General features: G+C 69.9%; 8 protein-coding genes. 4 read left to right on the top strand and 4 right to left on the bottom strand.

Features of this window, described 5'->3' with window-relative positions:
• The first annotated feature begins 41 nt into the window (after positions 1-41).
• Positions 42-1,151, top strand: a complete 1,110-nt coding sequence (locus A6A25_RS10655) for a ricin-type beta-trefoil lectin domain protein (protein WP_073888109.1) — start codon at positions 42-44, stop codon at positions 1,149-1,151.
• Positions 1,152-1,887: 736 nt separating this feature from the next.
• Here the strand turns inward: A6A25_RS10655 and A6A25_RS45380 are convergent.
• Positions 1,888-2,214, bottom strand: a complete 327-nt coding sequence (locus A6A25_RS45380; RefSeq protein ID WP_241828583.1) for a hypothetical protein — start codon at positions 2,212-2,214, stop codon at positions 1,888-1,890.
• Positions 2,215-2,525: 311 nt separating this feature from the next.
• On the opposite strand from A6A25_RS45380, the gene A6A25_RS45385 reads away from it, so the two are divergent.
• Positions 2,526-2,609 (top strand): hypothetical protein, encoded by an 84-nt coding sequence (locus tag A6A25_RS45385; protein ID WP_241828592.1) that lies wholly within the window; start codon positions 2,526-2,528, stop codon positions 2,607-2,609.
• Between the two features lie 265 nt (positions 2,610-2,874).
• Here the strand turns inward: A6A25_RS45385 and A6A25_RS10665 are convergent, their stop codons facing one another.
• The gene (locus A6A25_RS10665; RefSeq protein ID WP_073888111.1) at positions 2,875-3,894 is read right to left on the bottom strand and encodes a PaaX family transcriptional regulator; all 1,020 of its coding nucleotides are present in this window, start codon (positions 3,892-3,894) and stop codon (positions 2,875-2,877) included.
• A 184-nt stretch (positions 3,895-4,078) separates the two neighbouring features.
• Between A6A25_RS10665 and A6A25_RS10670 the strand changes: the two genes are divergently transcribed.
• Positions 4,079-5,428, top strand: coding sequence for an extracellular catalytic domain type 1 short-chain-length polyhydroxyalkanoate depolymerase (locus A6A25_RS10670; RefSeq protein ID WP_073888112.1), 1,350 nt, complete (start codon positions 4,079-4,081; stop codon positions 5,426-5,428).
• A 43-nt stretch (positions 5,429-5,471) separates the two neighbouring features.
• On the opposite strand, the gene A6A25_RS10675 is transcribed toward A6A25_RS10670, so the two are convergent.
• Positions 5,472-7,823, bottom strand: coding sequence for a family 43 glycosylhydrolase (locus A6A25_RS10675; protein ID WP_073888113.1), 2,352 nt, complete (start codon positions 7,821-7,823; stop codon positions 5,472-5,474).
• A gap of 38 nt (positions 7,824-7,861) precedes the next feature.
• On the bottom strand, positions 7,862-10,774 hold the full coding sequence (locus A6A25_RS10680) for a family 43 glycosylhydrolase (RefSeq protein WP_073888114.1): 2,913 nt from the start codon (positions 10,772-10,774) through the stop codon (positions 7,862-7,864).
• Positions 10,775-11,343: 569 nt separating this feature from the next.
• Between A6A25_RS10680 and A6A25_RS10685 the strand changes: the two genes are divergently transcribed.
• Entirely contained in the window at positions 11,344-12,360 is a 1,017-nt protein-coding gene (locus A6A25_RS10685; RefSeq protein ID WP_073888115.1) for a LacI family DNA-binding transcriptional regulator, read from the top strand.
• Positions 12,361-12,657: the final 297 nt, after the last annotated feature.

Raw genomic sequence — 12,657 nt, forward strand, 5'->3', positions numbered from 1 at the left:
CGACCCGTCCGGAACCTCGGTTCGAACTCCCTGGAGAACACATGCGACCACGCCTCCGACAGCTCGCCGCCTGCGCCGCGGCCCTCGTCACCGCCGCGCTGCTGACGGCCACCCCCGCCGCCGCCGAGTCCAACGGCGGTGTCCGGGTCATGCCGCTGGGCGACTCCATCACCGAGGGGACGCAGGTGCCCGGTGGTTACCGGATCGGGCTGTGGCAGCGGTTCGGGGCGGGTGATTACCGGGTGGACTTCGTCGGTTCCCAGTTCAACGGTCCGGCCTCGCTCGGGGACCACGACCACCAGGGCCACCCGGGTTGGCGCATCGACCAGATCGACGCGAACGTCGTCACCTGGCTGCGCAACACGAACCCGCGCACGGTGCTGCTGCACATCGGCACCAACGACATCCTGCAGAACTACAACGTGGCCAACGCACCCGCCCGCCTGTCGGCCCTGGTCGACCGCATCACCACGACCGCGCCGAACGCCGACGTGTTCGTCGCGACCATCATCCCGCTCGCCAACTCCGGTCAGGCAGCCGCGGCCAGGACCTACAACGCCGCGATCCCCGGCATCGTGCAGGGCAAGGTCAACGCGGGCAAGCGGGTGCGCTTGGTGGACATGCACTCCGCCCTGACCACGGCCGACCTGATCGACGGCATCCACCCCACCGCCACCGGCTACGACAAGATGGCCGCGACCTGGTACGCCGCGCTGCGCGCCGTGCCCGGGAGCATCGGGGACCCGGTCACCTCGTCGGGCAGGCAGGTCGTCGGCGTGGCCTCGGGCCGTTGCCTGGACGTGCCGGGGTCGACGACTGCGAACGGTGCGCAGCTGCAGCTGTGGGACTGCCACGGCCGGCCCAACCAGTCGTGGACGCACAACTCGGCTCGGCAGTTGGTGGTTCTGGGTACCAAGTGCCTGGATGCCTATGGCCGGGGTACGACCAACGGCACCCAGGTGGTGACGTGGGACTGCCACGGTGATACCAACCAGCAGTGGAACGTGAACGCCAACGGCACGATCACCAACGTGCTGTCGGGGTTGTGCTTGGACGCGTACAACTTCGGTACTGGGAACGGCACCAAGCTGGTGCTGTGGACGTGCAGCGGCCAGTCCAATCAGCAGTGGGCGATGCGGGTTCCGGGGTGATGGGTGTGGAGCTTGAAGTGCCTTGAAGTGCCTTGAAGTGCCTTGAAGTGCCTTGAAGTGCCTTGAAGAGCGTTGAAAAGCTTGAAAGATCAAGAGCGTCCTCGCCGGACGGGCAGATCAGCAGGATGACATCCCCCGGTTCCGTCTCGCTCTTGTTCCGTTGGGAAGTCCGGTTGGGTTGTGGGTCCGGGGTGCGTGTCATCCCACCGACCCCCTCCGGGCTACCACACGCGTCAAGGGGGCAGTTCCAGCCCGACGTTCCGGTCATGCCGAGAGGTGCCCCCTTGACACGTGCGGTAGGGCAAAGCCAGGTCGGCGGGATGACACGAACCCTTACTTCTGACACCGTGCCGGTCGACGGCGGTGGCGCGCCGACCCTGTTCGCGAAGGTGCCGGGCGCCGCGGTGACGCCCCACGACACGGCCAACCTCATCAAGGACGCCGGGTTCACCGACGCGCCCGGCAAGGAGAGCATCGGCGGCCTTGCGCTGTCGGAGGACGGCGCCACGCTGTACGCGGTGAACCTGCTGACCCGCAGCCTGGTCAGCTTCGACGCCACCGGCGCCACGGCCTCGACGCCCGGGGCCACGGTGCCGATCCCGGACCCGGGTTGCGCGGCGCCCACCGACTGGCGGCCGTTCAGCGTCGCCGCGCACGACAGCACCCTGTACGTCGGTGGTGTGTGCAGCGCGGAGAGCACGCAGGACCGCGCGGACCTGGAAGTCGTCGTCCACACCTACGACGGCACGCGGTTCACCACGGTGCTGACCCAGCCGCTGACCGCCGAGCGCGGTGAAGTCCTGGCCGGCCGGAACGTCCCCGGCCAGACCAACGGCTGGAACCCGTGGAACACCAGCCCGGCGTCCTGGGACCGGCACGAGGTGACCCCGGACGGCGCCGCGCTGATCGACCCGCAGCCGCAACTGGCCAGCATGGCCTTCGCCCGCGACGGGTCGATGATCCTCGGCTTCCGCGACCGGTTCATGGACGTGGCCGGCTGGGGCGGGCTCGACCCGCGACCGGGCAACGACCTGCCGGAGAACGGCTTCTCCGGTGGCGACATCAACCGTGCCGAACCAGCCGCCCGCGACCGACCTGCGGTTCACGCTCCCGGTGGTCGGCAGCGACCGGGTGCACGACTCCAATGTGGAGCCCCCGACCAGCGGGCAGCTGTGCAACGGGTACGCGCCCGTGACGGCGCCGGACAACCCCGGCGAAGTCGATCACACGATCGACGCCGGCGTGCACATCCCCGCGCCGCCGACGACCACGACGACCCCGTCGACGACGTCCGTGCCACCGACGACCACGACCACGGCCGCCAAGGGGAAGGGCCCGCTGGCATCCACCGGCGTCTCGTCCAACCTGCCGTGGGTGATCCTCGTCGGCGTCCTGGTCCTCGGCGCGGGCGCGGCGCTCGCGTTCCTGAGCCGCAAACGCCGCTCCGGCCGAGGGTGATCCACGTCTGCACGCCCGCCCGAGTACGTGCGGGCGGGCAGACCGGGGCCGGCCAGACGACCGGGCGGTCACTCGCGGTCAAGGTGGACGACCGCCGCCGATTCCGAACCGCTGTTCCGGCGGGGCCCGGCACGCCGGGAAGGGTTTCCCCGTCGGTCGCGCGCGTGTCCGCCATCGACCGGAAGCGTGAACCGGCGAGGACTCGACGGAACCGCTCGTCCGCCGTACCGTTGCGCGACTCCGGACCCGCGCGGGCGTGATCTTCCTACCGACGCGGCCTGTGCGGTGCCCGCTCGCGGGCCGCGAGTACGCCTTCGACCTGCGACTCCGACTCCCAGGCACCCTCCAAGCCGACGAGGATGTCTGCGACGGTGTGCGCCCGCACGTCGGTGAGAGGGTCGGTGGTGAACCGGCTCGCCACGGCACGCACGTGGTCCTGGGCGGGGCCGGCGAGGCCGTCGTACACCGCGGCGAACAAGTCCCGGGCGGGTTCGCGGGGCCATTCCGACGGCAGCAGCCGCAACGGCAGACGGGGATCCAGGATCGGCAGGCGGCGGTAGGTGTCCATGACCTCCGTTCGGGCGCGGACTGCTTCGAGGCCGGTGATGCGGGAGGCGCGGATGTCGGGCAGGACCGGGTGCCAACGGCGGATGAAGTCCTCGTAGTGGCGGGCGATGGCGGCCGTGTCCCAGGCATCGATCGGGGCGCGGCCGGTTGAGGTGCCGAGTTCGACGTGGCGTGCGCGGAAGACGGTCATGGTGCCGAACGCCAGCTCGGCCAGCTGTGCCCTGGTCTTGTCGGTGAGGTCGTGCGGCGAGATCCAGAGGCCGTCGTAGAGGGGTGCGCAGCCGAACCAGCGCAGTCGGCTGCGCAGCTCGCGCCGTTGCGCGACCTCGTCCTGCGGCAGTGAGAAGGCGATCAACGTCCACTGCTCGTCCCAGGGCTCGTCGACGGCGCCTGCGGCGACGATGAACCGACCGCCTGCGGCGAGGTTGAGCGCGGCGGGCGCGGTGAGCCGGTAGGAGCTGTTGCGGCCCTGCTTGCTGCCTTCGAGGATGCCGCGACGGGCCAGCCTGCTGATGGTCGTGCGTGCCCCGGCGTGGCTGACACCCGCCTCGGCGAGCAGCGCCACGATCGCCGCCGACGGCAGCCAGGCCCTGTCCCGCAGGGTGTAGTCGGCCAGCAGGGTCACGGTCAGGCCCTGCGGTGAGTTGCCGGACTGCCGTCGGGGAAGCCGGACCGAGTCGTCCGGGAAGATCTCCTCGATGTCGTACGGGCTGGTCACGGCGGCTCCGGCGGTGGCTCGGACAGGGCGTCGCCACCGACCCTAATCAAGCCGGGCCCGCCGCGCGGGCACACCGACCCGTCGAGACAGTCGATTGACAGTTTATGGACCGAGCGGCACCCTAACTGTCATATGAAGGGGGATTCGACCAGCCACCCGTGCGCGAACCAAAGGAGTCAAGCGCATGAAGGTCAAACCGAGTCTGTTACTCGCCGCGGCGACGTCACTGGTCGTGGCCGGCCTGGTCTCCGTCGCGCCGGCGCCCGCGTCCGCGGCGTCGTTGACCGAGGTCACGAACTTCGGCACCAACCCGGGCGGGATGCGGATGCACGTCTACGTGCCGGACTCGCGCCCGGCCAACCCCGGCATCGTCGTGGCCATGCACGGCTGCGGCGGTTCGGGCCCCGGCTTCTACTCGGGCAGCGAGTTCGCCTCGCTGGCCGACCGGCACGGTTTCGTCGTCATCTACCCGAGCGCCGAGCAGCAGGCGGGCTTCGGCAAGTGCTTCGACACCTGGTCGGACGCGGCCAAGCGGCGCGGCGGCGGCAGCGACCCGGTGTCGATCGTGTCGATGGTGAACTACGTCCAGCAGCGCTACGGCGGCGACCCGAACCGGATCTACGCCACCGGCTCGTCGTCCGGCGGCATGATGACCAACCACATGCTCGCCCTCTACCCGGACGTGTTCAAGGCCGGTGCCGCCTTCATGGGCGTGCCGTTCAACTGCTTCGCCAACGCCGCCGACTACCCACCCGGCAGCAGCAGGTGCACCGGCAGCGGAGGCGCGAACCGCACACCGCAGGAGTGGGGTGACGCGGTGCGCCAGGCGTACCCCGGCTACACCGGCGTCCGGCCGCGCGTGCAGCTCTGGCACGGCACCAACGACACCCTCGTGCCGTACTCGCTGCTCCAGGAGACGATCGAGCAGTGGACCAACGTGTTCGGGCTGAGCCAGACACCGTCGTCCACGGACACACCGCAGACCAACTGGAACCGCCGCCGCTACAACGACTCCTCCGGCACCACCCGCGTCGAGGCGTACAGCATCCAGGGCGCCGGTCACAGCCTGCCGTCGAGCGGCATGGCCGCCCAGGCCATCGCGTTCTTCGGCCTGGACCGCCCCGTCGACCCGACCAGCACGACCACCACCACGTCGACCACGACTTCCACCACAACCACAACCACAACCACAACCACAACCACAACGCAACCGCCCGGCACGTGCCGCGTCACCAGCACCGTCAACGCCTGGAACACCGGCTTGACCGAGTCCATCACGATCACCAACACCGGCACGACCGCGATCAACGGCTGGTCCCTGGTCTTCACCCTGCCGACCGGGCAGAGGATCACCTCCGGCTGGAGCGCCACCTACTCGCCCACGTCCGGGCAGGTGACGGCTCGCAACGTCGCGTACAACGCCTCGATCCCGCCGAACGGCTCGATCGGCATCGGGTTCCAGGCGACCCACGGCGGCAACACCGCCAAACCCGCTTCCTTCACCCTCAACGGCATGGCCTGCGCCACCGCCTGACGGGACGAGGCGGCCCGGGGGACCTCCCGGGCCGCCTCGCCGCTCAACGGCAGGTGCGTGCGTCGTACGGCACCAAGAGCTCGCTCGACACCTCATGCCCGTCGATGGTGGCGGTCGCGGTGACCGTCGCCGCACCGGCGGGCAGGGCCCGTTCACCGGTCATGAACGGGTGGAAACGGGTCTTGCCCGGCTCGACGTCCTCGAACGACTTCGAGCCGTACGGCGTCTGCACGACCACGTCGACCGGCACGGACTCGTTGTTGGTCACCCGCACGGTCAGCTTGGCGTTCGGCCCGGCGCACCGGGTGTCCGCGGCACCCTCGACCTTCAGCGACGGCTTCGCGAACCGCCAGCTGTCGACCTCCACCAGGTCCTGGCCGTCAGGTCCGACGAACGTGAAGTACACGTCGTGCGCACCCGACACACCGTCGAGCTCGGCGCCGACCTCGGTCCACTGCCCGACCGGACCGTCGACCGGGATGGTCGCCACGACCGGACCGGTGCGGTCGTCCAGCCGGACCTGGATGCTCCCACCGGCCACCAGCGGCTTGACGCGCGCCGACACGCCGGTGGCGCCGGACCCGAAGTCGGCCGACGACAACGACGTCCAGTCACCGTTGTCGACGTCGTGCAGGGCCAGCTGCGGCACGTCGTTGGGAGCGTTGAGCCGCTTGGTGGCCAACCCCTGCTGCCACGCGATGGTCTCCGCCTCGATCACCCGGTAGGGGTCGAGGTGGCGGATCTGCTCGACGCCGTCGAACGTGCCGAGGACCTCCTTCACCGTGCCGTCGGCGTTGAACTCCAGCTTCGCGATGTGCGGGCTGCGGAAGCCCTGCGTCGCGCCACCGGTGATGCGCCGGTTCAGCGTCTGCGCGTGGTAGGTGAGGTAGTGCTCGCCGTTCAGCTCGAACACGGACTGGTGGTTGTTGCCGCCCGCACCGAAGTAGACCCCGGGGTTCTTGAAGATGACCCCCGCGTACTTCTCGGGCGTCCACGGGCCCATCGGGCTGTCGGCCACGAGGTAGGCGATCGCGCCGGTCGGCGGGCCGTTCGGGTCGATCGGACCGCCGAAACCGAAGTTGGACGAGTAGGAGTAGTAGTACTTGCCCTCGCGCTTGAAGACGTGCCCGGCCTCGAACATCAGCGGCGCGTCGATGGTCTCGGCCACGCCCTCGGTTCTGATCATGTCGTCGCCGAGCTTGATGACGCGCGTGGACTTCGGGTGGTTGGTGTTCTCGTAGGAGTTGGAACCGTCGTTGCCGCCACCGCCGAAGTACAGGTAGCCCTGGCCGTCGTCGTCGATGAACACGCCCGGGTCGAACAGCCAGTTGCGGCCGTCGGAGGCGCCGGGCGTCTGGGCGGTGATGAGCAGGCTGCCGCGCTCGTCGCGCCACGGGCCCAGCGGCGAGTCGCCGACCAGCACGCCGGTCGCCGCGCCGTTGTTGGCGAAGTAGAGGAAGAACTGCTCCTTGCCGTCGACCACGCGGCTCTCGACCGCCGGCGCCCACGACTGCGAGGCGTACTTCGCCAGTCCGCTCGGCCCGGCGACCGGGATCTCGCCGTGGTCGGTCCAGTTGACCAGGTCGTCGGACGAGATGACGGTGATCGTGTTGATCCCGCCGTAGGTGTTGGTGGGGGAGGTGCCGTCCGGACCCGGGTTGTACACCTGGGTGTCGTTGGTCATGTACACGTACACCCGGCCGTCGTGCACGAACGCGTTGCCGTCGGCGCCGAACTTGTGGGAGATCAGCGGGTTGCCCTCGCCGGGGTTCTTGCCGAGCACCTCGATCGTGGTGGACGGGGTGAACTCGCGCAGGACGACGTCGTCCACCTTGAAGTCCATCAGGTGGGTCGCCGGCGCGGCGGCCGGGTCGGCGACCCACGGCGTCTCGACGAAGACGCGCGGCGTCGCGACCGATTGGGCGGCGGGGATCGTGAACGTGCCCTGGAGCAGGCCCCACTGGCCGCGCGGCACGGTCCCGGTGCCCAGGTTGGTGTAGGTCGAGCCGCCGTAGTGCATGGTGACGAAGAACTGCTTGGTCGCGGGGCTCGCCGGGTTCTCGTACTTCACCCGTGCGGTGACGGTGTAGGTCTTGCCGGCCTGCACCTTGCCCGCCAGGTCCTGCGCCGGTCCCGACCCGGTCGTCTTGCGGTCGGTCACCAGCACCGCGCCGGAACCCGAGTGGGCGTCACCGGTGGGCGCCAGGGTCGCGCCGTCGGTGGCGTTGCCGTTGTTGACGGTCCACCCGGACAGGCCGTCCTCGAAGCCGGGGTTGGTGATGAGGTTCGGCCCGGCGGCGGCTGCTGCCGGTGGGACCGCGAGGCCGCCGGCGAGCAGGGCTCCGACGGCGAAGAGCACGGCGGCTCTGCGCCGTTGCGGACGTTGTCGATCCACGGGTTCTCCTTGTTCTCGGTGTGGGGGTCTGGGTGCGCTCACCGGCAGGTGCGCGTCTCGTGCGGTGCGGTGAGCTCGACGGTCCGCGGCTCGCCGTCGACCGTCGCGGACGCGGTGACCGACGCCGAACCCGCCGGCACGTGCCGCTCACGGGTCTGGAACGGGTGGAAGCGGGTCTTGCCCGGCTCGACGTCGTCGAACGACTTCCTGCCGTACGGCGTGTCCACCGAGACGTCCACCGGGACCTCCTCGTGGTTGGTGACCTCGACGGTGAGCACGACGTTGGGTCCCGCGCACCGGGTCCGCGCGGACACCGCCACCGCCACCGGGAACCTCGCCACGCCCAGTCGGGCGAGCTCCAGGCTCAACGCCCGCTCCGGCGCGTCGACCTGGTTCTGCGTCCCGAGGGCGGACGCCCGCGCGGCTTGTGCCTTGCCCAACGCCGCGCGCATCGCGGCCCACGCGTCCGCGGGGTAGTGGTGCTCGTCCAACGTGGCCGCGTGCGCTATCGCGGCGTCCAGGTCGCCGGTGTCGAGCGGTTTGCCCTCGGCGGTCAGCGTGTCGCTGAGCAGGTAGTGGTCGAAGTCGACGTGCCCGCCCGCCCGCGCGGTCGCGTAGTTGAACAGGCCCCACCGGTGGCCCATGAAGTGGGCCAGGCTGCCGTCCAGGGTCTGCGGCCCGACGCGGTCGCCCAGCCGGTGCCAGGTGAGCCCGTCGAGGCTGTAGTGGAACGTGGTCCAGCCCTGACCTGTCGGCGCGTCGAACTCGGCGTCACCCTTGAGGTGCACGGTGGTGGCGTCGCCGAGCGGCACCGCAATGCCGGGCACGAAGCTCTCCGCGGTCGCCTGGTCGAAGGTGACCGGGAAGGGCTGCACCCGGTTGACCACCCCGAGGGTGTGCTGCCCGTTCACCCGCTTCACCGCGACGTAGGAGAAGCCGCGGTTGTACATCGCCAGGCCCGCGACGTCGCCGTCCCGCATCCGGGAGAAGTCGAGCTTGGTCTCGGCTGAGGACTTCGGGCCGAAGGTGCGCTGCGAGATCGTGTTGCGCGCCTCCTCGAACCACGTCAGCTCGGCCCGGTTCGACAGCTTGGTGTAGACGTAGTCCCCGGTGACGACCTTTCCTGTGGTCAACCGCAGCCAGCCCTCCCGGTCGGTCAGCGACCAGTAGCGGTTGTCCGGGGCGTGGTTCCACTGCCAGGCCATGCCGAGCCGTGAGCCGTTGGGCCTGATCTCCGCCTCGGCCGGGTGTTCGGTGGTCACCGGCTGCCCGACGACCGAGACGTCGTCCAGCAGGTACTCGACGCTGGACGACGGTGGCTGCGGGTTGGCCCACGGCGTCTCGACCGCGAACTTCACCTTGCCGGTCTCGGCCGTGCTCGGCACCGTGTACCGGCCGGAGACGGTCGTCCACCGGCCCGCCGGGACGTCGCCGGACGCCATCACCTGCACACCCGCGCCCCAGTCCGCGACCAGGTTGAACCGCACGGTCGCCGGGCCCGCCGAGTACTTCACCTTCGCCGACACCTGGTACGTCACCCCGCGTTGCAGCACCCCGTCCAGCGACTGGTTCGGCCCCGAGCCGTTGAGCGTCCGGTTCGCCACCTTCAGCACCGTGGTGCCGTCGGCGGGCTCCAGGGTGAGTTGCGCGCCGAACTGGGCCGCCCACGGCGACACGGCGCCGGACTCGAAGCCGGGGTTGCGCACCAGCTCCACGCCGAGCAGCGACTCGTCGATCTCGGGCGGGGACGGGATCGTCCACCGCTCGTCCATGTAGGCCTTGTGCGGCGCGTCGTTGGCGAAGTCGTCCGAGGCGACGACGCTCTTCTGCCGCTCCAGCGCCTCCTGCGCCGGGCTCAGCCGGATCGGCTTGGCGAACTCCCCGTTCACCGGCACCACACCGTTGTCGCCGAAGGTCGGCCAGCCGTCCTGCCACGTGGCCGGGATGAGCGCCGGGATGCGGCCGACCGGGAACGAGTCGCGGAAGAACATGCCGTACCAGTCGGTCCGGCCGCCGTCGCGGGCGATCGGCACGAGGCTGCCCTGCGCGAAGCCGTTCGAGTTCAGCACGCCACGCGCCTGGTACGGGTTGCTGCCGTCGGCCGTCGCGTACCGCCCGAGCAGTTCCGTCGAGCGGAAGAGCACCACCTGGCGTCCCTGACCCGGCGGCCACGTGATGATCACGACGTAGTAGTGCCCGTCGATGTACTGCACCTGGGCGCCCTCGAACAGCCCGCCGAGGAAGGGCGAGCCGGGGTAGTCCGCCGGTCGCAGGATGTTCGGGTACTCCGCCACCACCCTGGTGAGGCCGCTGTCCAGCTTGACCGCGCTGGTCGACCCCGACCCGTAGAAGATGTACGGCGTGCCGCCGTCGCGTTCGTCGAAGTACAGCGACGGGTCGTGGAACGCGCGTCCCAGCGGCAGCCGGGTCCAGGCGCCGTCCTCTATGTCGTCGGTGCTGTAGAGGTAGGAGCCGCCGAGGTTGTTGGTGTTGAAGGCGACGTAGAACTTCCCGCGGTGGTAGCGCAGCGACGACGCCCACTGGCCCTGACCGTAGGAGTTCTGGCCGTTGCGCAGGGAGAACGAGTCGCCGACGCCCAACCGGTCGAAGACGTAGTTGACGATCTCCCAGTTGACCAGGTCGTAGGACTTCATGATCGGCGCGCCGGGGCTCAGGTGCATCGTCGTGCTGATCATGTAGTAGACGTCGCGGCCCTCTTCGTGCTCCGCCGCGGGCACGCGCTCCACGCTGACGTCGGGCACGTCGGAGTTGAGCAGGGGCACGGAGTAGGTCCCTTCACCCCGGTCGGTGGACGTGTACGAGGGCGCGGGCACCCACTCGTCCGCCGCCTGGGCCGGCGGGGCGACCGAGGTCAGGGCGGCGGCGACCACGGCTATGGCCGCGGTCGCGGCTCTCCGCCGAGGTGGGGGTGCGTGGACGGTCAGGGGCATGGACGGCTCCAGACGCGGTCGTGGCGGAAACCGGGTGTTTTCCGGGCAGTCGAGCGCAGCCCGCGGTTGGGACACATGTGACCGCTAACATCCGGGCGCGATAAAACGCGGAAGCAAAGCAGTCGTCGTGTCCTGGTGCACGACATGGGTCGGCAGTGTCAACGTGATGTTGCAGGACAGTGTTAGCGATAACACAACAAGGTGTCAAGGTTGATTCGCCGGCTCCGTTGTCCGGCGACCGCGACCGTGCGAAACATTTGCGTGACCGGCGGGCGTGACCAGCGGCGACGGCAGCTAAAAAGAACGCCCGGATATTTAGCGCACACCCGCGTTGACTGCCCGAATGGCGCCTGGCTACATTGAGTCGCCGATCACCGCCGATCAGTCCCGATGTCGAAACTTTTCGATTGCGGACCGCCGTTCACCGCCGTGGCATCCCGTTGACGATGACGTTGGGAGTTCCCCCGCGACAAACCCGGCGGTGCGCTCTCCGCTGCTCGGCCTCGGTTCGGTGAGCGCGCGTGGATTGGGGGGCGGTAGTGGGGAACAGGACTTCCGGTGCGCCGGCGATGGCCGATGTCGCCCGGCTCGCGGGCGTGTCGCACCAGACGGTGTCGCGGGTGCTCAACGGCCACCCGTACGTCCAGGAGCAGACGCGCTCGCGCGTGCAGGCGGCGATCGAGGAGCTCGGCTACCGGCCGAACCGGGTGGCCCGCGCGCTGGTCACGGGCCGTTCGCAGCTGATCGGGGTGGTGGCCCAGAACACGACCCTGTGCGGGCCCGTGTCGTTGCTGGCGGCGTTCGAGCAGGTGGCGGTGGCGGCCGGGTTCGTGGTGACCGCGCACCGGGTCAACGTGCTGGACCGCGAGTCGATCACCAAGGCCCTGGAGCGGCACCGCGACCAGCGGGTGGCGGGCATCGTCGTCATCGCGCCCACCGCGTCGGCGCACGACGCGGTGGACACCGTTCCCCCGGACGTGCCGCTGGTGATGGTCGACGGTGACGTGGAGCGCTCGACCCCGCTGGTGACCGTGGACCAGGTTGCGGGTGCGCTCGCCGCGACCAACCACCTGCTGGAGGCGGGTCACCGCACGGTGTGGCACGTGTCCGGCCCTTCGGACTGGTTCGACAGCCTCGGCCGGATCAAGGGCTGGCGGTCGGCGCTGCGGGCGGCCGGCGCGGAGGAGCCGCCGATCGTGCCGGCCGACTGGAGTGCCGCGTCGGGTTACCGGGCGGGTCAGGTGCTGGCCCGGATGCCCGAGGTCACGGCGATCTTCGCGGCCAACGACCACCTGGCGCTCGGCATCCTGCGCGCGATGCACGAGCGGGGCCGCCGGGTGCCGCACGACGTGAGCGTCGTGGGCTTCGACGACGTGCCCGAGGCGGCCTACTTCATCCCGCCGCTGACGACCGTCAAGCCGGACTTCGGCGCCGTCGCCCGCGATGCCCTGGACCTGCTGATGGCCCGGATCGACGGCAACCCGATCGGCGAGGCCCAACGCACGTCCACGCCGACGCTCGTGCCGCGGGACAGCGTCCGACCGCCGTCGGACCGGGCGTTCCGCGCGATCCGCAAGCAGTCGTGAAAGGAACTTGCGAAACATTGCCCGTCGCGCGGGCAGTCGTCCGCGAGCGGTGTCGGCTAAATTCCGGGACGCCATTTTTAGCGCGGGCTGATGATTGACTGCGTGATCACCGCGTGACTAGATTGCTTCGAAGTCGCTTGCCTTCTTCGATTGCCGGATGAACGTCATCCGGTCGAACCCCGGCGGCGGCTGCACGGTGACCCATCGCGTGGTCAGCGGGTGGTCGGGCACCGTCCGCTCCTGACCCGGTAACCGGCCCTGCGGCGGTTCCCGTCCGCCATCGCCTCCGCGGACGGG

Origin of the sequence: Saccharothrix sp. CB00851, from assembly GCF_001905065.1 — a bacterium.
Lineage (GTDB): Bacteria > Actinomycetota > Actinomycetes > Mycobacteriales > Pseudonocardiaceae > Actinosynnema.

Bases quoted from the DNA above. Each gene is read 5' to 3' on its own strand.
- A6A25_RS10655 (WP_073888109.1), top strand. From the start codon at position 42: ATGCGACCACGCCTCCGACAGCTCGCCGCCTGCGCCGCGGCCCTCGTC.
- A6A25_RS45380 (WP_241828583.1), bottom strand. From the start codon at position 2,214: ATGTCGCCACCGGAGAAGCCGTTCTCCGGCAGGTCGTTGCCCGGTCGC.
- A6A25_RS10670 (WP_073888112.1), top strand. From the start codon at position 4,079: ATGAAGGTCAAACCGAGTCTGTTACTCGCCGCGGCGACGTCACTGGTC.
- A6A25_RS10680 (WP_073888114.1), bottom strand. From the start codon at position 10,774: ATGCCCCTGACCGTCCACGCACCCCCACCTCGGCGGAGAGCCGCGACC.
- A6A25_RS10685 (WP_073888115.1), top strand. From the start codon at position 11,344: ATGGCCGATGTCGCCCGGCTCGCGGGCGTGTCGCACCAGACGGTGTCG.